Genomic DNA, 23,070 nt, shown 5'->3' on the forward strand with positions numbered 1-23,070 from the left:
ATGGTTTATGGTTCAACGTTTAGAAACTCTGCAGCCACTGACCGAAACTGAACCCTTTTCTAAAAATAAACAATGCTGCTGCTACGATCATAATCCCCAGCAATATTTTCGCCGGTGTGGATTTCCAAAAATTCTGAGATTTCATAATGATTTATTTTATTCTCAAAGGTAATATGCGGGAAAGAATATGACTTGTCAAATTCTGCTAATTTTCCATATAAGAAAAACCCGCAAACATGATATGCGGGTTTATTTCTGAATTTAAGTATGCAATTTATTTCTTGTTAAAATCTCCTGCAAACACAGATGTAAGCTTATCTTCGCTGATATATTTTCTAAGTACATCATTTACCTGGCTTACTTTCAAGGCAGATACTTTTGCTTCTAAAGTATCATAATCCTCCAAAGGAATACCGTATTGAAGCTGGCTGTTAACAAGCCCCATTAAAGTATTGTCATTTCCTAATCCTGTTTTTCTTGAGGTCAACCAGGAATTCAGATTCGATTTCAGTTCTTCTTCGCTAAAACCTTCTTTTACAGCCTTATTAACTTCTTCTTTCAGAGCCTTGTTTACCGCATCTTTTTTCGTAGGATTAAAGAATGCGTACCATCCCCAGGATGAAACGTTATTATCCGAAGGTACATTCATATAAGATCCGGCTCCGTAACTGATCCCTTCTTTTTCACGAAGTCTTGTAGGAATTCTGGAGGTAAGGAATCCTCCGCTGCCCAACATTTCATTAGCAATGATTAACGCCGGATAGTCAGGGCTTTTTCTATCCATAGAGAAGCTGATTTTTCCTACAGCCGCTCCGTTCTCTTTATCCGGAGTCAAATATTCCTTATCCTGTTTTTTAGTGGCAAAGAGTTCAGGTTTGATTTGCTCATAATTGGATTTTGAATTCCATTTTGCAAACGTACTTTCAAGTAACGAAGATACCGTCTTGGAATCCAGGTCTCCAATCACAGTCCCTACTCCATTATTGCTTCCTAAAATCTTATTATAAAAATCTACAAGTTCTTGTCTTTTAATGGTTTTATTGGTTTCAATCTGCTCTTTAAAAGAAGGAGTATAGAAAATACTTTCTTTAGGATAGCTTGCTGTAATTTTTTCAATTTCGGTGAATGCCAGAGCCTGAGGATCATTTAAAGAGCCTTCCAGATAAGTATTATATTCATTGACTGTTTTAACGAGCTCTGCTTCAGGGAAGCTGGATTCTGTAAGAATTTCTTTCATTAATCCCATTACTTTTGGCAGATACTCTTTATACGTATTCACATTAGCATATAAAGTCTGTCCTCCAAATGAAAAATTGATGCTGGATTTCCACTGATCGAGCATATCCTGAATCTGTTCTTTTGTATGAGATTTTGTTCCTGTTTTCATGACCTGCGCCATTAAAGCACCAATCTGGGATTTTCCACTCAGATCTTTGGCGTTACTTACCGGGAAGCGGAAGCTTGCGGCTACTTTTCCGCCCTTAATTTCTTTCTTAATAACGCCGTATTTCATTCCGTTGCTTAATTTTCCTTCAGAAAGATTAGCCTTCAGGTTTTTAATACTGGCTTCAAAAGGAGCCACTTCTTTTTCAAGAGCTTTGCCTTTATAATCTTTCGTCAGTGTGGCGATCTGATCATCAGAATATTCCAGATTTTTAACCCTTACTTCGTCTTTGGTTGGGATGAATACCCCTACAGTCCGGTTATTGGTTTTAAAATATTTATTCGCCACCTTCTGGATATCTGCCAAGGTAAGTTTCTCAATATTATCACGGTACAGCATTCCCAATTTGTAGCTTCCCGCTCCTACAATCTCCGTTAAACCAATTGCAAAATTGATGGTATTGTTTTTATTATTCTCAATTTGCTTTAAAATTTTGGCTTTTGCCCTGTTGACATCCTGTTCTGTATATTTAATGGCAGCCACTTTATCCAGTTCAGCTCTGAAATCACTTTCCACCGTCTTCACATCTTTATCTGCCGGAACTTCCAGGCCGAAATACATAAAAGCAGCATCTCTCACGGTTGGCTGGTAAGAATATACTGAAGCTGCTTTATGGGAATCAATCATCGCTTTATACAAGTAGCCGGAAGGGTCTGCTGTCAAGATTTCTGACAACGCATCCAATGCTGCATAATCTTTATCTGCATAAGGTGCTGTATGGTATAGAGCTCCTACAATTTTACTGTCTCCCGAACGTTTCAATTCTACAAAACGCTCTCCATCCTGTGCCGGCTCAACCGTATAAGTCTGATCTAAAACTCTGGAAGGTCTCGGAATCACCGAAAAATATTGAGAAATATAGTTCAGAGCCTGCTTTTCATCAAATTTACCGGCTACAATAAGAGTGGCATTATCAGGCTGATAATGTTTTTCATAGAACCGCCTCAATGTTGGAGCTTTTACTCTTTCAATATCTTCTTTGCTCCCGATGGTGCTGTTTCCGTAATTATGCCACAGGTAGGCCGTTGATACAATCCTTTCCATCAGAACATCTCCGGGTCTGTTTTCTCCTATCTCGAATTCGTTCCTTACTACGGAGAACTCTTTGTCCAGATCAGTCTGCAGAATCGTAGCGTTCACCATCCTGTCCGCTTCCATTTCCAGGGCCCATTTCAAGTTGGCATCACTGGATGGAAAGATTTCGTAATAATTTGTTCGGTCATACCAGGTGGTCCCATTGGCGTCACCTCCTTTATCAGACAGCTGTTTTTTTATATCACCTAATTTTTTAGTGCTTTTAAATAACATATGCTCAAGCAAATGGGCCATTCCTTTTTCTCCGTATCCTTCATGTTTGGACCCGACATTATAAACAATATTTACCACCATATTACTCTGGGAAGGGTCTGGAATCAAAAGAACTTTCATTCCGTTAATGAGGGTATACTCTTTTACCCCTTCTGTATTGCTTATGAATTTTGGAGTTTCTCCTTTTTGTGAAAATACGGGATTTACCATTCCCGTAAAAAACAAGACCGCGGTCCCAATGAGCAGGTTTTTCATGTGTTCTTAATTTTAGTTCTGTTAAATTTAAAACAATTACATCTTCTAATCAAAAATAAACTCTGTAAATCAACAGAATATTCTATTTTTTATCATAAAATTGCAGGGTAAAACAGAATCAGCCTGTATGAATCCCAAAGCCATTTTCAACTGGAGCAGCGGAAAAGACTCCGGTCTTGCGTTATTTAAAATTATTCAGGAAAACAAATATGAAGTAACCGCTTTATTAACAAGCATTAATAAGGAGTTTCAGCGTATTTCCATGCATGGTGTTCATGTATCTCTATTAGAAAAGCAGGCAGAAAGTTTAGGATTTCCTTTAATTAAAATGGAACTTCCCAAAGAACCTTCCATGGAGGAATACAGCGCTATTATGGATAAGACCATGTCACGCGTAAAATCTATGGGAGTTACCGCTTCTATTTTCGGAGATATTTTTCTGGAAGATCTTCGCCAATACCGTGAAGACCAACTGAACGCTATCGGAATGGAAGCAGTCTTTCCGCTTTGGAAACAGAACACCACTGAGCTTATCCATGAATTTCTGAACCTTGGCTTTAAAACCATTGTAACCTGTGTCAACGGAAGTTATCTGGACAAAAGTTTCGCAGGACGGATTATAAATCAGCAGTTTCTTGATGATCTTCCTGAAAATGTTGATCCCTGTGGCGAAAACGGAGAGTTTCATACATTCACTTTCGATGGTCCGATTTTTAAGAAACCGATTCTTTTTGAAATCGGGGAAACGGTAAAGAAAACGTATCCCAAACCCAAAACAGACTCTGAAGAAGAAGGAGAATATGTTTTCTGGTTCTGTGATTTGAAATGAGAAAGGAAGCTCTTTTTTAAAATTTTTCTCAGGTAATGATCTTTTCTTAAAAATTCTTTTTTTGTGACAATCCGATACGCCAGAATTGCAGGCCGTAGATAATCTTTATCCATAAAACCACTTCTTTGATAAACCGGAAGTTCTGTGAAAGTTTTATCCACGGTTTTGATTTTTCTTTTCTATTCTTTTTGATTATTTTTAGCCTAAACTTCAATACAAATGCCGAAAATTTTCAATTCTCTTTTTTCCGTATTATTTCTTACTATTTTTATAACAGCCTGTAAGAGTTCTTCCGAACCCATCGAAAAGCCGGTTGATAAAAAGTTAGTTATCGACTCTACCATTGCCGTTTTTCAGAAAATAATTCTTGAACAGCAGATTGATTCTGTTTTTAAAAAGTATCATTTTAATGGAAGTGTTGCAGTATTTAAAGATTCTCTGCAGCTGTACAGAAAGGCCAATGGCTATTCGAATTTTAAAACCAAAGCTAAGATTGACAGCGGGACGGTATTCGCCATCGGTTCTGTAAGCAAGCAGTTCACGGCAGTTCTTATTCTTCTTCAGATGGAGCAGGGAAAACTGAACATTCATGATAAAGCCTCAAAATATCTGAAGGAATTCCAGCTTAAAGAATATGAAAACATTACGATCCAGCAGCTTTTGAACCATACTTCCGGGCTGAATACTTTCGGCGAAAAATTAATGTTTAAAAGCGGTTCTGATTTCTTCTATTCCAATGACGGATTTAATGCATTGGGAAAGATTGTTGAAGCCGTAACCGGAAAATCTTTTGATGAGAATGCCCGGGAACTTTTTCAAAAAGCGGGAATGAAACATTCTTCAACAGGAGCTGTTTTTAAAGGAAATAATTTTGCCAGCGCTTATCTGGGCAGCGGAAAAACATTTGAAGAAGTTCCTAATATGCCAAAAAGACTGGCAGGAAAAGACATAGGAACACCTGCGGGAGGTATCCTTTCTACCATCGATGATCTCCATATCTGGAATAACGCCCTTTACAGCGGTAAGATTCTGAAAACAGAAACGCTTAAACAGTTTGTTTCCAAAAGCGCAGAAAGACGGCATCAGATTTTTGGAAAAATGGGTTATGGTTATGGAATTATGCTGAATATTGGGCAACCTGAAAGTTATTTTCACAGCGGTTATGTAAAAGGTTCTCCTTCCCTGAATATCTATTATCCACAGACTAAAACTTCTGTACTTATTTTGTCTAATACGGCGGACGAAGAGAAAGGAAAAGGCTCAACCTTCAGACCTCATATTGAAATTAAAAAATTGACAGATGCTCTTGAAAATTCGGTGGTAAAGATGAAGCGTGATACTGCAAAAATTTAGTTAATCGTTTTATTCTCCTGAAGTTTCCAGGAAGTCCTGTATTTTGCAAGGGCTTTTTAATCAAAACAAATACTAACGTCATCAATGTAAAAATAACAGAAAATCTTTGCTTAAATCAAAACATTAATTCTTCGGGCGCTGTTATATAAAAGCTGGATATTGGTCAACATCCCATAGATGAAGAACGTTCTCATCACATCTGAATTGAATAAAGACGCCGTGTCATAAAGGGAAAACCGGTTAAAAAAGAAATATACACCGGCACAGACTATTGCCCCGATAAAGGTATTTCTCAACACCAGCGGATGAAAACTAAACTGAAGGTAGTGGTAAAGGGTCATTTTTCTCCAGATAAAATTGTAAAGCAAAAGGCCGACTGTTACCATCCACAATGTCATCTGCAGATAGATAAAAGCATCTGTACTGAAATAGAACAATGCAGAAAGTAGAAATGAGGCAATCACTGCATTTACTGCAATATTCCTGAACCTTGCCTGAACAGCAATCTTTTCAATTCTGGCTATTTTCCTGAATGAAAATCTATCTGCTCTTACCATTTCCAGCTCATGCTGCCAATTCATTTTGGTTGTAAGAAAAGCTTCCTGAAATCCGATATTCTTTTCTTCCATCAGATCTGAAATCTGAAGCATGAAATGGTCTTTAATTTCTAAAAGCAGTCCGTAGCTTAATTTTTTTGATGTGAGATATCGTACGATCTCATTCTCCTCTATAATGTTGATCATGTATTAAGATTAGTTTTTATTTTTTATTGTTCCGAATGTTCCGCTATTACTTCAAGCTTCTGCTGGGGATTCTAAAAAGCTCTTTATCCTGTTTAACGTTTTCTTATGCTCAAAAAAACTGAAAAGGGCAAAAATACAGCCTGTTTGTACCAGGAAAGGAATGATTAAAGTTATCAGAAGCATGAAAACATCAGAAGTAGTGTGCTCTCTGAAAAACTGATAGGCATAATGTCCGTTTTTCCCTGTAATCTGTACCATCGCAATCATACAGGTAATCATCAGCCCCATATTTTGCTGGTACATCGTGTAAAAACATTTCCCTTTGTATTTGAAATCTGTTCTCATGTATTTCCAAATCCTAATGTTCAAAAGCCATACACATCCCATGACCAGAAGGAACATTCCGTTCAATACTCTGAAAAGTATGCCGTATTCTTCCTGATTTCTTGACAGATAGACCAGCATCAGATTAATCCCAAAAAAGATCAGCCCGATAAGTAATGATTTTTTCAGGAAGCCATTATATTTTTCCTTTATTATTCTTTTGGCGATCATAGGAATTTTTACAGGGAAGAACATCCGGTAGTTCACTGTTTCAAATTCTCCCTTCCAGGATTCTTTTGCCTTTGAGAAAGCACTTTCAAAACTTAAATTTTCATTGAGCTGGATATCCTGAATCTGGGTGATCACGTGGTCTTTGATCTCCAGTAAAATATCAAGAGGGAGCTTTTGGGAAATCAGATACTCCATTACCAGAATCTCCTGTCTTTCAGTCATCATATATTAAAGATGGTGTTGAGGTTGAGCAGATAGTTTTTCATTTCATCTTCATAAACAGCCTGCTGTTTTTTCCCTTTTTCTGTCAGCAGATAATATTTACGGTCTCTTCCGTTTATTTTCTGGACTTCTGAAGTGATAATTCCATCACTTTCCAGTTTGTGAAGCAGTGGATAAAGTGCTCCTTCCGTCATTTCCAGCTCGCCCTGGGTAAGCTCCTTTGCTCTTTGAGTGATCTGATAGCCGTACATTTTCACTTCTTTTGAAAGCAGCTTCAAAATAATGTTCTGTAACGTTCCTTTATATAAACTGTTTTTTTTCAATGATTGTCGTTTTATACCTTACAAATTTATGCATAATTTTCTTATGCATATAGATTTTATGTAAAAAATTTTATCTTGCTTCATGCAAAAAATGTATTTCATAGCTGTTTATCCACCTCAGGAGATCATTGATGAGGTCAAGGTCTTTAAAACAGATCTTGCTCTTGATTACGGGAACTCAAAGGCACTGAACAATGATGCCCATATTACTTTATTCCCCCCTTTCTCAAGAGATCTGGAACTGGAAAGTGATATTCATACGGCTTTTCAGAAGATTGACACCCATATTCCCCCTTTTGAAATCATGTTAAACGGTTTCGGAAGTTTCCCGAATCCTAAAAATCCTGTTTTATATGTAAAACCGGAATTCAACGAGAATTTAAATCAGCTTCATCAGCATGTTATCCGGCAGTTCAGCTTTAATAAATATTCTTTTTCACCACATATGACAGTAGGATACAGGGATCTGACCTTTGAAAATTACCTAAAAGCATGGGAAATATACCAAGACAAGGAATACAAAACTAGTTTTTTAGTTGATAAAATTCTGTTACTCCGACATGATGGAAAATGGATGCCGGTTGCTGAAAAGTATCTGAGTGAAAAATAAATGTAACTGTTTTCTCAATTTCCGGATCTGAGCAAAAAATTCCCTGTAAAACCCTATCTTTGAACCAATGATTTCAGAGAAAATAATTTTAGGTATTGATCCGGGAACTGCCATCATGGGCTTCGGTATTATTTCCATTAAAAAAGGCAAAATGGAACTGGTCTCCATACACGAACTTATCCTCAAAAAATACCCCAATCACGAAACAAAACTGAAGTATATTTTTGATAAAACATTAGCGCTGATTGATGAATACCACCCCGATGAAGTAGCCCTTGAAGCTCCTTTCTACGGGAAAAATGTACAGAGTATGCTGAAACTGGGCCGTGCACAGGGCGTTGCCATGGCCGCAAGCCTTTACCGAAATATTCCCATCACCGAATATTCTCCTAAAAAGATTAAAATGGCGATCACCGGAAACGGAAATGCCAGCAAAGAGCAGGTAGCAGGAATGCTGCAGAATCTCCTGAAATTAAAAGAATTCCCCACCAAATACCTCGATGCTTCCGACGGTCTTGCCGTTGCCGTATGCCACCATTTTAACTCCGGAACTTTGACGGATACTAAATCATATAGTGGATGGGAAAGCTTTTTGAAGAAGAATCCGGATAGATTGAAGTAGGATAGGAAATATAAAGATTCAATTGATTTTCAATATTCATAAGATTTTACATTTCCGTTTCTATATAGATAGACATGGTCTCTACCTTTACGTTTGACAATGCTGCCTCCCTTTCGAAACTGATGATATTCATACATATTGAATTCTAATCTTTTCCCATTGTCAAGCATTAAAACGATAACTCCATGATTTGAATAATCTCTTTAAATACGGTCTATTTTCCTGAAAAATAATCATTTACATTTTGTGCTTTTCTGTTTTCAGACTCTTTCTTTTGGTATTCTTGATAAAGGAAAAAACAGCCAACCGCCAGGCCAAACAGAATAAGACCTGAAATATTGATAAGTTTCTGCGTGATTTTACAATTTCACGAATATTAGTTTTTATGAAGCTCATCAATTGACCTGAGATTTAATCATCTGATAATATCAGATTTCAATCTACAGATAATTTTTGAAACTTTACCAGTAAAAAAACAACAAATCATCAAACCCGGAATAAACAAATAAAATAAACTGACAATCAATATTTTAAATCAAACACCCGAATTACTTGGCAAAACATAATACTATCTTTTACATTGGTATGGTTTTTAGTACTACATTTGTATAAATTTTCAATTATGAAAACAAACCAACAAACTATAAATCAAGCGAATCACTCAATAAACTGGTTCCAGAAGTTTCTGATGGTATGTTCCGGAGGAAACATTCATATTTTAAGAAAAACACCAAGCGAGTGGAATAAGTTCTCAGGCATTGGGGGGATTGTTCTTTTCACCGCCGTATTTGCGACTTTATCGGCAGGATATGCTATGTATACGGTGTTCGATAACCTCTGGACTTCGGTGGGTTTTGGAATACTCTGGGGGCTGATGATTTTCAACCTAGACAGGTATATCGTTTCTTCCATTAAAAAAACAGGAACATGGTGGAATCAGATTTTAATGTCTATTCCCCGTCTGATCCTAGCTACTTTTTTAGGAATTATTATTTCCAAGCCACTTGAACTTAAAATTTTTGAAAAAGAGGTCAACAAACAGCTGAATACCATCATTCAGAGAAACAAAAAACAGCTTCAGGGTGAGATGAGCGGAAGAATCCTCCAGCAAAGCGGACCTTTTGAAACAGAGAAAAAACAGATTGCAGAAAAAACAGCACAATACCAGAAAGCATACGACTCTGCTGCTGTAGAGCTTGAAAAAGAAATTCTGGGAAAACAATCCGGGCTAACCAGTGGAAAAGAAGGATACGGGCCGAATGCCAAGCGTAAACAGGAACTGAAAGAACAAAGAAAGCAGGACCTTGAAAACTTCCAAAAACAAACGGCTCCAAGACTGGAATATTTAGACAAAGAAATTTCAAAAGTCTATACCAATCTGGAAACAGAAAGAAAGTCTACAGAAACTTTCGAGGATAAATTCAACGGGTTTGCAGCCAGGCTTCAGGCATTGGATGAACTTGGGAAAAATTCAGCCATTATCGGACTGGCAGCTGCCTTTATCATGGGGCTCTTCATCTGTCTTGAGATCTCCCCGGTTCTGGTAAAACTAATTTCCCATGTAGGACCTTATGATCACCTTCTGGAAAAAACAGAAAATGATTTCAGGTTATATGCCAGGGAAAAAATTGAAAAAGGAAACGCCCTTACCGATTTCCGCATTGATGATTTTAAAGATAATTTAAAAAAATAACGTATTTTTCATTCATGATTATTGATAAAGAAGAGATTCAGAAGAAAAAGAAAAAGCTGGACGACTGCAAAACATTCCTGAAAAAAGAATTCATCGGGATAGACAAAATTATTGATGATTTAATGGAATATATCCAGATCTGGTATCTGATTCCGGAAATCCTTACACGCCCTGTTGTGATCAATCTATGGGGTATGACCGGAGTTGGAAAAACAGATCTGGTGAGAAAAACCGTAAGTTATCTTGGATTTCAGAACCGTTTTGTGGAGATTGAGCTTAGCAATAATGATGAAACTTCCTGGAGCAAAAGCGTTTCTGATATTTTCCAGAGCAACCGCCTCAGTGATGAAAAACCAAGCATTGTACTCTTTGATGAGATCCAGCGTTTCAACACCATTGAAGCCGACGGAACCCCTGTTCCCCAAACACGATACACTGATTTCTGGGAACTTCTGAGTGACGGGCGCCTGAGCAAAAGAGAACGCGACGATCTGGAGCATTATCTGTTTTCCTACCTTCTCCGTAAAAAGGAAAATGAACGGCGGAAAGGAAACGGAGAAACAGAAGTGGAAGAAAATCCATATCTGAATCTATGGGACGCCAAAGAGCTTAAAAAATACCTCAGCATGGAAGATGATGTGATGAGCATCATCGATATGAAAGAGGAAGATATGATTAAGCTGATCCTAAAAAAGCAGAAAGAGAAAAAGATTTACGAACCTGTAGATTACAGTAAAATGCTGATCATTATCAGCGGAAATCTTGATGAAGCTTTTCAAATGTCCCGTGAAACCAGTGAAGCAGATATAGATGCTAACATTTTCCATGCTTTCACTAAGAAAATAACCGTAGTGGATATTAAAAATGCATTATCCAGAAAGTTTCGTCCTGAGCAGGTGGCAAGATTTGGAAATATTCACCTGATCTATTTTTCTTTACGAACAGAAGATTTTCAGAAGCTAATCCAAAGAGAAATCAATAATCTCAAACAAAAAACAAAGTCAAAGTTTGGAATCAGTTTAAAAATAAACAAAAGTATCAATGCCCTTATCTACAGAAACGGAGTATTCCCGGTACAGGGTGTACGTCCCGTTTTCAGCAGTGTTGTTGATATTCTGGATACCAACCTCAGCAAATTCCTTTTTGAAGCGATTACCCATGATGACAAAACCATAGAAATTAATTATCTGGATCAGCAGAAAGCTATTGCCGGAAAGGTTGGAAGCAAAATCATCGAAATTCCCTATACAGGAAGAATTGACAGTATTCGCCAGTCTAATCAGCCGGATACAGTGGCTAACATCAGCGTGCATGAATGTGGTCATGCTGTTTCCTATATTTTGTATACCGGTTTTGCTCCGTTACAGCTCAAAAGTAAGGTGGCCAGCAGCTATGCGGCCGGATTTACTTTTCCACACCAGATTCACGATACCAAAGAAAGTATTTTGAACAGGATAAAAATTTATCTGGCAGGAGGAATTGCAGAAGAAATTATTTTTGGGGAGAAAAATGCCAGTATAGGAAGAAGCCATGATCGGGAACAGGCAACAGCCCTTGCTGCAGATTATATCCGAAAATATGGTTTTGATGAAGAATACCAGGCATGTTATAGTCTTGAAGATTATCCGCATCGCATGCAACAACATCTCACTGATGCAAAAATTGAAAAGCTGATGCAGGAACTTGTACAAAAAACAAGGGAGGACCTTCTCATTCATCTTGATCTTTTAAAAGAAATGAGCCGAGAGCTCAGCCAGAAGGGAAGCATGCAGCCTAAAGAAATTTATGATACAGCTAAAAAATACAATCTGGACATCAGAATAAGAGAGGAAGGTTATCTTCATATTACGAATTATAACGCAATGCTTGACTCTCTATAAAAAATCTACAGTTTAATAGATATACATTAATAAAACATTACCTTTTAGTTAATTCTAAAAGGTTTTTTCTATATAATTAATTTATTGCAGAATATTCTATAACTTTACTATCACTAAACTGTTTGTCATGAAAAACTTTATTATTGCATGTACACTGCTAATCTGCAGTGCATTTAATTCTACTTTAAAAGCTCAGGTTGAACCTTATTTAGGACAAATTATTTTTGTTCCTTACAGCAGGGTTCCGAATGGATGGGCTGAATGCAACGGCCAACTGATGTCCATTAGTCAGAATACGGCACTTTTTTCTCTGTTAGGAACTACTTTCGGGGGTGACGGGGTTAATACTTTTGCTTTACCTGATATGAGGGGAAGATCCATGATTGGGCAAGGCCAGGGACCAGGGCTCAGTAATTATGTTGTAGGGCAAAATGGAGGCTCAGAGTCCGTAACCTTATTATCTTCTCAGATGCCTGCCCACTCACACACTATCAATGCAGTAACTTCAGAAGGTAACGAGAATACCCCTACTGGTAATCTTCCGGCAGACACTAAAATTCTGGATAAGGAATACTCCAGCGCGAATGCCAATACTACCATGAAAGCCACCATGGTAAACCCTACGGGAGGCAACCTGCCTCATGAAAACCGATCGCCTTTCCTTGCCATAAGATGCCTTATAGCATTACAGGGAATTTATCCATCTTTTAATTAATAAATGATGAAAAGTTTATACTTATTAGCCCTGGTTCTGGGTGGCTCAGTCTCTGCACAGACGATTACTTTCAATGGCTGTCATAATTTGTTTGACAATCAGAATTTCGTATTCACTAAAACCGGAGTTGATGCCCAAAATAAGAATATCTACATCACAACACCGGTGGATGGACAACCTTGCGGAGGATTAGGCTCCTGCGAATTTAAAATTCAATGGAATAATTCTTTATCAAGATGGGAATTCCTTGCGGATGACGGTGACGGAGATTTTGCAACTCCTAATCTGATCTACTATAATTCTACCGGGAACAATACCAGTCCGAGACCGCCAAGTAATACATTTGGATTGTGGGTTGAAAACACTGCCATTACCAGTGGACAATGCGGAGGAAATCTCAACGGAACCAATTCCACAATGACGGGTGATGTACACAGTACCTCATTGGGAACTTCAGAACTTACAGCCACGAAAATCCGAATTTTCCCGAACCCGACTTCAGATGTGATCTATATTTCCGGAATTAACGATGGTAAAGCCATACAAATCTATAATATAGACGGAAGGCTTGTAAACTCAGAAGGATTTGCTGAAAAAATTAATGTCTCAAAGCTTTCTACAGGAACCTATCTTTTAGTTGTTACTACTAAAAATTTCGAAAAACTTGAATTCAAATTTGTAAAGAAATAGAAACAGGAAGCTTTACAGCATTCATGATTATCAAACAGCCTTTAGATTTTTCTGAAGGCTGTTTTGTTATCCGTAAGGAATGGTTTTTGATGGAAATATCCTATGCCCTCAAGTGTTGTCAATAGTTTTATTTATTTCCCGGAAACTGAAATATTGAGAATTATATATCAGTCAGGAGCTGTATATGATTATTTTAAAGTTCCGTTCTCTATTTATAATAAATTCAGCGCTGCAAAATCTAAAGGGAAGTTCTTGAATACTGTAATAAAGCCCAGATTCAGGTATACTAAAAAAGCAAACTGAAATTACATCAATAAAAAATGCCTCCAAATAAATGGAGGCATTTCAGGGTATATTGAAAAAAATTATTTAATGATCAGTTTGGAAGTTTTGCTTTCTTTTCCATTGGAAATCTGTACCATATAAACTCCTTTTTCAAGTTGCTGGTCAATTTTGTAGATTCCGTTTCTTTCTTCAGTTACAGATGGACTTGCAACAAGTCTTCCTGACATATCAGAGATTGAAATTTTCAGGTTCTTGCCATTTTTAGCTTTAATGAATACCTTATCTCCTGTAGCTACCGGATTAGGATAAATCACTAGGTCATCATTATCAGCTTTTACTTCGCTTGTTCCAAGGGTTGTTACCAATTTTACAGAATAATCTTCAATCTGTCCATAGTTTAGCTGTCCACAAGGAGTATAAGAACCATTTACATCAGCTAAAACTCTCATACGAAGCGGCGTGTTCATTGTTGCAGTTGCCGGAGGAGTAAAGTTAGCTGTAAAAGTTCCCTCAAAATCAGCATTGGTTGGAACATTATTACCCGTAGCAACTAACTCAGTAGCTTCGAAAGTTCCATTATTGTTATAATCAATCCAAACTCTGATTGACTGGCTTACGCTAAGTCCTTGTATAAATCCTACCTCAATGGTCTGCTGTTGTCCCACTAATAAAGGAGTATAACCATTTGCAAGACAACCTTGAGAATAATCTATATAATATCTGATATCACCTGGCCAGGTAGGAGCAGATGCATTATTAATCTGTCCTAATTTTACAGATGTTGGACCTGCCAAGAAAATATCATCTCCTGAAGCCCCTCCATTACTAGGATTAGTAACACCTGTAGGATTACATGTAGCTGCAATAGGTGCAGTAGAAACAGATGTAGCAGGAAGTGCTGTTCCTCCCTTAGAGGTTGTTAAGCTGCTTCTGATCAACATGAATAAATCCTGTATTCTCTCTCCTTGTCCAGCTGTAAATTTCTGAGCAGTTGAGTTAGAATAATTCATCATATTATATTGTACACCCTGGTAGTTTGCCCCAGTACATGTATTCGTTGCAGAATTAGTAGGAACCGGCCACGCCCAATAACCACTTCCTGATCTTTCAGTGTCACACACTCCATCATCATCACTTTCACAGTTTGTTGTTGTTGGAGGACAATAATCTGGATCTCCTGGTATAGCATCATAAGTACCTCCTTGAAAAGTATGATATAATCCCATTGCATGACCAAATTCATGAGCAAACGTTGTATCATAAGCATTAGTTACTACTCCTGCCTTCATAAAAGACTCATAGTTACTATCCAAATTGTTCGGGAAGGCTGCAAATCCCATTAAACCCTCGTTAGGGCTAGGATCTCCATTAAACTGAGTAATCAGATAAATATTAAAATAAGAGGCTTCCGGCCAGTGGGGAGCTAATCCTTTAATAGCATTCCTGGATGCTCCAGTAGTTGTTTGGTATGCCATTCCGGATGCATTGTACCCAGGAAGAGAAGTTGCGTTATATCTTACAATACCTGTTGTAGCAGTACAGTTCGGACTTCTTTTTGCCAAAACTAATTTAATAGGAAATACTGCGGGAGTACCAAAATCAGCAGCTGGTGCACCAGGTGTTCCAGGAGCTGGCCAAGGATGGGTACCAGCATACATCTTATTAGCATTCTCTATCCAGGTCTGAATCTGAGCATCAGTTCTTGCAAACTGAGGATCATTCCCCTCAATCACGTGAACAACTACTGGAATTTCATAAACATCATTCACTTTTTTAGCAGATACAGATAGAGGATTTGCTTTTCTTTCTGCCTGAATCTTTTTAACCAACTGGTCAAAAACCTTTCTCATTCCAGGATTTTCTCTATCCTGAGATTTTAAAGTTTCTTCAAATCCACATATTCTCTGTTTCTGTTGTGCAGATAGAGAAAGTGAAAACAGCATAGTTCCATAAAGGAAAGTTTTCTTCATTTTACAAATATTTTTAGTTTTTAAGTTATTTAATAATAGATTGTTTAAGTGTCTGTTATCAACTCTTAAAAAGAATCTATTTTAAAAGATCAATATAGTTAGTAGAGAAAAATATACTTTTGTTACATAAATAACATTATTTTTTTACCACATTATTATGTTATTTATGATTTTAAAAATGAATTATCTCTTTTTTTATTAAAATTAAAAATACAATTAACGAAATATTTTTCTAGTAAAAAGATTAAGCCACGGATATAATAGATATCATCAAAAAAACCACATGTGATAGTGTGGTTTTTTTGATGATGCTGAAAATTTTATCTTATAAAGAATAATTCGGAGCTTCCTGCGTGATAATCACGTCATGAGGGTGGGATTCTTTTAATCCGCTTCCTGTGATCATGACCATTTTGGTATCTTTCTGTAATGCTTCAACATCTTTAGCACCACAGTATCCCATTCCTGCTCTTAAGCCTCCTGTCAGTTGGAAAATTACATCTTCCAGCTTTCCTTTGCTTGGAACTCTTCCTTCAATTCCTTCCGGAACGAATTTTTTAGCTTCACTCTGGAAATACCTTTCTTTTCCTCCTCTCTTCATTGCGGAAAGACTTCCCATTCCCTGGTATGTTTTGAATTTTCTTCCCTGGAAAATAATTTCTTCACCCGGTGCTTCGTCGGTTCCTGCTAACAGTGATCCTAGCATTACTGCTCCTGCTCCACTTGCAATAGCTTTTACAATATCTCCGGAAAGTTTAATTCCTCCGTCTGCGATTACTGCTACATTTTTAGTTTTAGCATATTCGTAAACGTTATAGATGGCAGATAACTGAGGTACTCCTACTCCTGCCACAACTCTCGTTGTACAAATAGAGCCAGGGCCTACTCCTACTTTTAAAACATTGGCTCCTGCTTTAATCAGATCTTCTGCAGCTTCAGCTGTTACAATATTTCCACCTACAATATCCAGATCCGGATATGCTTTTCTGATTTCTGAGATTTTATCCAAAACTCCTTTTGAATGTCCGTGAGCAGAATCAATACCGATAATATCAACACCTGCCTGAACCAGAGCTGCAATTCTGTCCAGAGTATCTTCTCCTACTCCTACACCGGCACCTACAATAAGACGACCGTTGTTATCTTTGTTTGCATTCGGGTATTCAAGTTGATTATCAATATCTTTGATGGTAATTAGGCCTACCAGTTTATTGTCTTTATCAACAATCGGAAGCTTTTCCACTCTGTTCTTAAGAAGGATTTCTTTTGCTTTCTCAAGGTTGGTATCTTTATCAGAAGTGATCAGATTATCTTTGGTCATGATCTCTTCTACTTTCATATCAAGATTCTCCTGATATTTTACATCTCTGTTGGTGATGATACCGATAAGAACATTATCTGTATCTACCACCGGAAGACCTGAAATTTTGAACTTCGCCATCATCTCTTTGGCCTGGCCAAGAGTATGATCTTTAGAAAGGGTTACTGGATCTGAGATCATCCCGTTTTCGGAGCGTTTTACTCTGTTTACCTGTGCTGCCTGCTCGGCAATCGGCATATTTTTATGGATAAATCCTAACCCTCCCACTCTTGCTAGAGCAATAGCAAGATCAGCTTCTGTAACGGTGTCCATTGCAGCGGAAACGATCGGAACATTCAGCGTAATTTTGTCGGTAAGTCTTGATTTTAATGATACCTGGTTAGGTAAAACTTCTGAATAAGCAGGGACTAGAAGAACGTCATCGAAAGTGATGGCTGTCTCTACAATTTTGTTATGAATAGACATCTTTACTTTCTTTGCAAAATTAGGTTATTTTGATGAGATATGAAAATCCTTTTTGATAGTTTAAATAAAATTTAATAATCAATAACTTAAATCAAAAAACCGTTCTTATGTGAACGGTCTTTTTGTACAAAATAAAATTAGTATTATATGAAACTACTTGTTTAAGTTTATTATTATTTTACAACCTGTCCGCTTTCATCCAGCTTGTCAATGTGCGTCTGATTATTCTTATCAATATATACTTTAAGGCGTATACGGCCATTGGTATCTTTTATAAAAAGTCCTACATCTCCGTTGGCAGCTTTTCCTGCAAAAAACCGCTCTGTAGTCAACTTTCCTTCTGTTCTTAATTTTGCATAGGCTCTTTTAGAAGCAGCAGGGTCATTGAGACGTTTTAATGAATCTTCAAATTTTATAATCTCTTCTAACGGGAAATCATCCGGACGATCCCATAATTTCAGGCCATAGGTTCGATTTTTTTTATCTCCTGTTCCTTCCGAATACTGAAGCTGCATGATCTGATCTGTTTTTTTCTGATCTACAGAATATACCATCCCGGATCCGTTTTCATCTGCTCCGTATACAAGCCCGCCACACTCATAGCCCAATTCATTGAAGAAAATGATACCGGCATTTCTTTCTCTTGGTTCCATACTTTTATTATTGACCATTCCGGGATGCTGGCGTTTCTGGTTGCTGAGTACCATTTTCAGCTTCCCGTCTTTTTCAACAATATTGATCCGTTCCACATCTATTTCTTCAAAGCGTTGTTTTGAATTCTGATCCTTAAATGCCAGAAAGAAAAATAGGATACATACTATAGTGAGAGATACTGCATAAATTTTAAGGATACGCACTTCTCTGATTAATTTTTCCATATTAAAAGTGTTTGGTTGGTATGAATAATTATTTATCAGAAGCAGCATTGATCATCTTTGAAATATCGTCAGGCGTAAAGTTTCCTTTAACATCTACAAAGACCAGATCTTTAGCTGAGTTGACCGTAATCAGCATATTCTTAATGGCATCACCGTTTTGTTTTACCCGGATATTTACATTATCGCCGTCATGTTTGATGGTGGCCCATTCTTCATAATTATTCCGGTTCAGGTAATCAGCATAGTCTTTCAGCATTGAACTGCTGCCATTTTCAACCGTCATCACCTTTATCTTGGAAATCTTTTTAACCAGGTTGATTACGTCTTCATTTTCACCATCTTCTCTCAATGCTTTTTTAATGTAAGGCTTGGCAAGAAACATAGGAACATTCACACTTAGAAACCGGGCTCCTTCAAAATCATAATCTTTATCTTTAAAGAAAGCCATATTCGGTTTTCCGGATACTGCACATGACTGAAGCATGATGATAGCCAGAATAGCACAAAAAATGTTTTTAAGAGTTTTCATGGTTTTAGTTCTTTATTTAACTTGTCTGAAACTGCCTCCGGAAACTTTATCAACCTTAACATCCAGCTCAGGATTTCCTTTTAATCTTACTGCAGCCCCAGAAGAAGCTCTTACCTTTAGTTTATCTGTAACAAACAGGGAAAGGCTTGCTCCTGATGTGGATTCTGCTGTAGCGGTACCAATTTTAAGATCATCAGCCTTACAGGAAGCACCACTGCTAATATCAATGGTAGCAGATCCTGCCTCACCAGATAAAACAGCACTTGCTCCACTTGAAGTGTCCAATGCTAATTTTGGGGTGTTAATATCCACACTCGCACTGGCTCCAGAATTAACATCTATATTGGCTGTTTCTCTGGCATTAAATTTACCTTTAATAACCCCACCCGATGACCCATTAATCTTTAATTTGTTTTCTGTTACAAGATTAACCGCTGTAAAAATAGCTCCGGTAGAAGTCGTTATTTCATTAATATGGGGCGCAGATACGTTGACGTTAAGATTTTTAAATCTCAGGTTTCGTACTCCTTTGTTATCTACATAAATCCTTAGAACTCCGTCTTCAACTTTGGTGATGACGTATTGGAGCTTATCTGCATCAGCAAGCACTTTTACACTTCTTGTATTTTCCTGCTTATAAATTACGTTTACTCCCAGACTGGCATCAATTTTAGAGAATTCTCCAACATTTCTGCTGTCACCATTAAGGTAAGACGAGGCATTGTCTGAAGCAAAAGAGTTTTTTGTAGAAGATTGTGAAGAACTTACGGTTGTTTCGCTGGAATTGATGATTTTATTCACATCAGACAATTTCATTTTACCGTTGAGAATAAAAATAATATTCTCTTCTTTGGAATCTACGTTGAAGACCAGATTTTCCAGATAATTGTCTTTTTCAGTTTCAGCCAGGAATTTCATAGAAACACCATCACTGTTCATAGACATCAGCTCATTGAATTTAAGGCTGTTTAATGCCCTGTTTACTTTATTGGTCTGCTGTTCATTCAGTTTGATATGTTCCAGGTTTTCATCTTTCAGATGATCAGGAAATGTAATTTTAGGAATAATCAGGAGCTTAAGGCCGTCTACCTCATTCAGAATGGGTTTGATCTTGCCAACATATTCGTCGTTAATATCAAGGGTATTCAGTAATTTGAACATGGGTTTCTTAATATTGATGGACGTTACACCACCGCTCTTCTCAAAATTCTGGAAAAGCTGGTTGAGCTGTTCAGTCTGTGCGGAAAAAGTCACAAAACTGCTTAAAAAAATGGTTAATATATATAATATCTTTTTCATGGGATTGATTGGGGTTTAGTATTCATTGTCAATGCTTTCATTTTTCTGGGAAGTGGCTACTGTTTTTTTAAACTCATTTCCCAATTTCATAAAGGAATATTTAGCAACATCTATTGCTTCTTTTTCACTGGTGATTCTTTTTCCGTTGACAATCACGTAGGAATCATCATATTGTGTAGAATCATTTACATCTTCAGCTTTTTGGACGGTAGAATTGCTTACATACCTTGGTTTTGATTCCTTTTTCAGGCGTCCTCTTTTTGGAAGGATCTCATCCATAACATCTTTCTCTGCCACTGGATTATCCTGAAAAATAGAATCTTTTTTAGCTCCGGAAATAGAATCTGTATGGTTTACTGCTACCTGCTCCTGATGATCATTATTCTCTTCGATAAATCCTGATTTCTGTTTCAGCACCTCATCTTTCACCAGCTTTTCTTTATCCTGAACACTGGAATTCAATCCGTTAAAGACAAAACCAATGCTGAGCAGGATAAGCAGTCCGGCAGCCAGCCAGCCCCATTTCGGAAAAGAAGGTTTCTTCTCCAGCGGAATGACCGGAGCTTCTTTTGTTTCGGGAGTTCCTTCTTCTGTCTGCTGAAGGAAATCATCGAAACTCCAGTCCATTTTTTCTTCTTTTATTTCCCGGAAGATTTCGTCGTATTTATTTTGAAATTGATCTTTGCTCATAGCTCATCAGTTGTGAAATTTGTTCTTTTACTTTTTGCCTGGCACGCATAAGATTTACTCTTACCGCATTTTCTTCCATTTCCAGCATTTCGGAAATTTCGGATACCTCATATTCTTCTACGTCTTTCAGATGGATTACCATTTTCTGTTTTTCAGGAAGCTGATTGATAAAACCAACAATATACTCCTTCAGGTTATTAATATCCATGCTGTACAATTCTGATCTGTGAAGTTGCAAATCTGCAAATCCCAGCTTCACATCATGATGCTTTAGGCGGTTCAGGCACTCATTCCGTACAGATTTCAAAGCATAGGAGCGGAAATTTCCAAAATGCTCCAGTTCATCTTTTTTCTGCCAGAACTTCATCATCAGGTCCTGTACTACGTCTTCGGCCTCATCACTGCTCATCACGAATCTTTTCGCAAAACGATACATCTCGTCTTTGAGAATAAACACCGTATTCTTAAAAGTTTCTTGGGTCATGAGTTTTGTTTCTATAGGTAAGACAACTGCCTTTTTATTTTTATTACATCATAAAATAAAAAAAACTTCATTTTTTGAAGTTTTTATTTTTTATCGAGAAGTTGCCGGAGATAAATGATCTCAGCATCTTTATCTTTAAGCCTTTGCTCGTACTGTTCTATCAGTTTTTCAGGAAGTTGATTTTGATAAATAAAACCATTATTTCCTCCATGTACATTATCATAATGAAAAGAGAGTCCATCATTACTCAGGAAATCCAGAACGCTTACTTCTAAAACTTTTGCAATATCCTCTACCTGAGAAAAAGCGGGCTTACTCTTATCATTTTCAAAATTAGAATAAGTCTTCTGAGAAACATTCAGCACCTCTGCCAGATATTCCTGAGTTAAATTTTTGCTGATCCTTGCCTTTTTCAGTTTTTCTCCTAGAGTCATAACACAATGTATTTTTACCAAAATTACATATTTTTTCCTTTAGAAAAATAATACGGAAATCAGTAATTTCTAACTATATTTTATTTATGTTTATTTCATAAGTTTGTGAGGTAATAAAAAAACAATTATATTTAGTTCACTAAAATTCAAATGTGTATGAGAAAAAAATTAAATCTAAAAAGATTGCTCCTTGTTCTTGGCAGCATTCTTTATCTGTTCATGTTCCCGTGAAGATCTTCTTCAGCAGGAAAATCCAAAAGAAACTGCATCTGTTTCTTCAGCCAAATATGCTTCCCGAAGTTTATGGAAAGAAGATGATGTATATATCGGGAAAGTACAGAAGGTTTTCCTGAAGCATGCCAATCTGGAACGCTTTAATACGGCATATGGTGAACTATACTGGAATTATGCGATGAGCTTTGGCCAGTTTGGTGAAAAATATCTGCTGGTTCCTATTGTGAAAAAAGATAAGGTTGTCCTTTTGATGGAAGCGGTAAGAAAAGGGGACAGGCTATATTTCTATGAAAAGAACGATACGGATCTTTTGACCTTCTTCCAGCACGTATTATATTCCAACATCATTAGCCACAGCGAAGTAATAGATGGTAATCAGGTTGCTGCTAAAGCAAAATATGTATGCTCTACAAGAACTATCGTGATAGGCTGCCTGAATGGACAAACAGACTGCGAACCGGTAAGCTATTCTCACATGGTTTGCGAATGGCAAGAAGACAGCGGCGGAGGTGTTCCACCTAAAAGCTTTCCTCCATTGGGAGATCCGTTTGGAGGTGGTGGGGGAGGTGGTGGTAGTGATGGATATGAATATCCTGACCCACCGGATCAAGATCTTTGCGGTAAAGTAAAAGCTCAAAATAATGACTCTAACTTTAAAGCTAAAACAGAATATCTAAAATCAAAGACAAGTAATTCTTATGAAAGCGGCTTCAGAGTTGGAAATCCAGCACCTGGATCTGGACAAACAGGAGCACAATACCAAGAATTAAGTAATAAACCTGGAACTACAGATCTTGATTTCAAAATTTTCAATACTACTTATGGAGTCATGCACTCTCATTACGATGGTTTAATACCAATATTTTCTCCTGGTGACATTAATTTATTTATACAATTGCTTAAGAACGCCAAAGCGAATAATATACCTTTAAGTGAAGTTTTTTTATCTGTAGTTACCAGCCAGGGAACATATCAATTGAGAGGAGATGATGTTAATGTTGATGGTTTAAGCTTGTATTCTTCTGCTCAGATTGAAGCTTTAAATATAGAATATTCAAAAATGATAGGAAATCCTAATATTTCGACAGAAGGTTTACAGAAAGGTTTTTTGGAGTTTATGGAAAAAAATATGAATATTGATGGAGCTAAACTTTATGAAACAAATAGTGACGGAAGCAGTAAACAATTGCAAATCACTGGTGGAAATTTCACAACATCTAATTGTCCATAATTTAAAAA

At 37.1% G+C, this 23,070-nt stretch carries 23 protein-coding genes; 10 read left to right on the forward strand and 13 right to left on the reverse strand.

Features of this window, described 5'->3' with window-relative positions; all coding sequences use genetic code 11:
* Window positions 1-19: 19 nt before the first annotated feature.
* Together J2Y40_RS15190 and J2Y40_RS15195 are read right to left on the reverse strand one after the other, a co-directional pair.
* Window positions 20-145 (reverse strand): hypothetical protein, encoded by a 126-nt coding sequence (locus tag J2Y40_RS15190; RefSeq protein WP_262885781.1) that lies wholly within the window; start codon window positions 143-145, stop codon window positions 20-22.
* Between the two features lie 129 nt (window positions 146-274).
* Window positions 275-3,007, reverse strand: coding sequence for a pitrilysin family protein (locus J2Y40_RS15195; RefSeq protein ID WP_153396092.1), 2,733 nt, complete (start codon window positions 3,005-3,007; stop codon window positions 275-277).
* Window positions 3,008-3,134: 127 nt separating this feature from the next.
* Here J2Y40_RS15195 and J2Y40_RS15200 point away from each other — a divergent pair, with 127 nt between their 5' ends.
* Both J2Y40_RS15200 and J2Y40_RS15205 read left to right on the forward strand, forming a co-directional pair.
* Window positions 3,135-3,836 carry a diphthine--ammonia ligase gene (locus J2Y40_RS15200; RefSeq protein ID WP_309999834.1) on the forward strand — a complete coding sequence of 234 codons (702 nt, stop codon included), beginning with the start codon at window positions 3,135-3,137 and terminating at the stop codon, window positions 3,834-3,836.
* 219 nt (window positions 3,837-4,055) lie between these two features.
* Entirely contained in the window at window positions 4,056-5,189 is a 1,134-nt protein-coding gene (locus tag J2Y40_RS15205) for a serine hydrolase domain-containing protein (RefSeq protein WP_309999836.1), read from the forward strand.
* Between the two features lie 110 nt (window positions 5,190-5,299).
* Here the strand turns inward: J2Y40_RS15205 and J2Y40_RS15210 are convergent, their stop codons facing one another.
* From J2Y40_RS15210 to J2Y40_RS15220, 3 genes are read right to left on the reverse strand one after another with little or no spacing between them, the layout of a single operon-like run.
* The gene (locus tag J2Y40_RS15210; RefSeq protein ID WP_309999839.1) at window positions 5,300-5,932 is read right to left on the reverse strand and encodes a hypothetical protein; all 633 of its coding nucleotides are present in this window, start codon (window positions 5,930-5,932) and stop codon (window positions 5,300-5,302) included.
* 51 nt (window positions 5,933-5,983) lie between these two features.
* The gene (locus J2Y40_RS15215; RefSeq protein ID WP_309999841.1) at window positions 5,984-6,712 is read right to left on the reverse strand and encodes a hypothetical protein; all 729 of its coding nucleotides are present in this window, start codon (window positions 6,710-6,712) and stop codon (window positions 5,984-5,986) included.
* Window positions 6,709-7,032 (reverse strand): PadR family transcriptional regulator, encoded by a 324-nt coding sequence (locus J2Y40_RS15220; RefSeq protein WP_153396098.1) that lies wholly within the window; start codon window positions 7,030-7,032, stop codon window positions 6,709-6,711. The genes J2Y40_RS15215 and J2Y40_RS15220 overlap by 4 nt, the downstream gene beginning before the upstream one ends.
* Before the next feature lie 91 nt (window positions 7,033-7,123).
* Here J2Y40_RS15220 and J2Y40_RS15225 point away from each other — a divergent pair, with 91 nt between their 5' ends.
* The 7 genes from J2Y40_RS15225 to J2Y40_RS15255 all read left to right on the forward strand — a co-directional run bounded on the left by J2Y40_RS15225 (window position 7,124) and on the right by J2Y40_RS15255 (window position 13,545).
* Window positions 7,124-7,642 carry a 2'-5' RNA ligase family protein gene (locus J2Y40_RS15225; protein WP_309999843.1) on the forward strand — a complete coding sequence of 173 codons (519 nt, stop codon included), beginning with the start codon at window positions 7,124-7,126 and terminating at the stop codon, window positions 7,640-7,642.
* Window positions 7,643-7,709: 67 nt separating this feature from the next.
* Window positions 7,710-8,264 (forward strand): crossover junction endodeoxyribonuclease RuvC, encoded by a 555-nt coding sequence (ruvC, locus tag J2Y40_RS15230; RefSeq protein WP_153396100.1) that lies wholly within the window; start codon window positions 7,710-7,712, stop codon window positions 8,262-8,264.
* A gap of 622 nt (window positions 8,265-8,886) precedes the next feature.
* Window positions 8,887-9,957: a DUF4407 domain-containing protein gene (locus J2Y40_RS15235; protein ID WP_153396101.1), complete on the forward strand. Its 1,071-nt coding sequence runs from the start codon at window positions 8,887-8,889 to the stop codon at window positions 9,955-9,957.
* Between the two features lie 14 nt (window positions 9,958-9,971).
* Window positions 9,972-11,837 carry an AAA family ATPase gene (locus J2Y40_RS15240; protein WP_153396103.1) on the forward strand — a complete coding sequence of 622 codons (1,866 nt, stop codon included), beginning with the start codon at window positions 9,972-9,974 and terminating at the stop codon, window positions 11,835-11,837.
* Window positions 11,838-11,964: 127 nt separating this feature from the next.
* A complete protein-coding gene (locus J2Y40_RS15245; protein ID WP_153396105.1) occupies window positions 11,965-12,552 on the forward strand; it encodes a phage tail protein in 588 nt (195 codons plus the stop codon).
* A 6-nt stretch (window positions 12,553-12,558) separates the two neighbouring features.
* On the forward strand, window positions 12,559-13,242 hold the full coding sequence (locus J2Y40_RS15250; protein WP_153399900.1) for a T9SS type A sorting domain-containing protein: 684 nt from the start codon (window positions 12,559-12,561) through the stop codon (window positions 13,240-13,242).
* Between the two features lie 102 nt (window positions 13,243-13,344).
* A complete protein-coding gene (locus tag J2Y40_RS15255) occupies window positions 13,345-13,545 on the forward strand; it encodes a KTSC domain-containing protein (protein ID WP_153396107.1) in 201 nt (66 codons plus the stop codon).
* Window positions 13,546-13,607: 62 nt separating this feature from the next.
* Here J2Y40_RS15255 and J2Y40_RS15260 read toward each other — a convergent pair whose 3' ends face one another.
* From J2Y40_RS15260 to J2Y40_RS15295, 8 genes are all read right to left on the reverse strand, one after another.
* Window positions 13,608-15,497 (reverse strand): GEVED domain-containing protein, encoded by a 1,890-nt coding sequence (locus J2Y40_RS15260; RefSeq protein ID WP_309999848.1) that lies wholly within the window; start codon window positions 15,495-15,497, stop codon window positions 13,608-13,610.
* A gap of 325 nt (window positions 15,498-15,822) precedes the next feature.
* Entirely contained in the window at window positions 15,823-17,283 is a 1,461-nt protein-coding gene (gene guaB, locus J2Y40_RS15265; protein ID WP_153396109.1) for an IMP dehydrogenase, read from the reverse strand.
* A 173-nt stretch (window positions 17,284-17,456) separates the two neighbouring features.
* The gene (locus J2Y40_RS15270; protein ID WP_153396110.1) at window positions 17,457-18,161 is read right to left on the reverse strand and encodes a hypothetical protein; all 705 of its coding nucleotides are present in this window, start codon (window positions 18,159-18,161) and stop codon (window positions 17,457-17,459) included.
* Window positions 18,162-18,189: 28 nt separating this feature from the next.
* Window positions 18,190-18,690 (reverse strand): DUF4252 domain-containing protein, encoded by a 501-nt coding sequence (locus J2Y40_RS15275; protein ID WP_153396111.1) that lies wholly within the window; start codon window positions 18,688-18,690, stop codon window positions 18,190-18,192.
* Window positions 18,691-18,702: 12 nt separating this feature from the next.
* A complete protein-coding gene (locus J2Y40_RS15280; protein ID WP_153396112.1) occupies window positions 18,703-19,989 on the reverse strand; it encodes a DUF4252 domain-containing protein in 1,287 nt (428 codons plus the stop codon).
* A 15-nt stretch (window positions 19,990-20,004) separates the two neighbouring features.
* Window positions 20,005-20,679, reverse strand: coding sequence for a hypothetical protein (locus J2Y40_RS15285; RefSeq protein WP_153396113.1), 675 nt, complete (start codon window positions 20,677-20,679; stop codon window positions 20,005-20,007).
* Window positions 20,654-21,163, reverse strand: coding sequence for an RNA polymerase sigma factor (locus J2Y40_RS15290; RefSeq protein WP_153396114.1), 510 nt, complete (start codon window positions 21,161-21,163; stop codon window positions 20,654-20,656). The genes J2Y40_RS15285 and J2Y40_RS15290 overlap by 26 nt, the downstream gene beginning before the upstream one ends.
* A gap of 83 nt (window positions 21,164-21,246) precedes the next feature.
* Window positions 21,247-21,597, reverse strand: a complete 351-nt coding sequence (locus J2Y40_RS15295) for a helix-turn-helix domain-containing protein (protein ID WP_153396116.1) — start codon at window positions 21,595-21,597, stop codon at window positions 21,247-21,249.
* Between the two features lie 190 nt (window positions 21,598-21,787).
* On the opposite strand from J2Y40_RS15295, the gene J2Y40_RS15300 reads away from it, so the two are divergent.
* Window positions 21,788-23,062, forward strand: coding sequence for a hypothetical protein (locus J2Y40_RS15300; protein WP_153396118.1), 1,275 nt, complete (start codon window positions 21,788-21,790; stop codon window positions 23,060-23,062).
* The last annotated feature ends 8 nt before the right edge of the window (window positions 23,063-23,070 follow it).

The organism is Chryseobacterium sp. 2987 (genome assembly GCF_031456375.1).
In the GTDB taxonomy this organism is placed as follows: domain Bacteria; phylum Bacteroidota; class Bacteroidia; order Flavobacteriales; family Weeksellaceae; genus Chryseobacterium; species Chryseobacterium vaccae.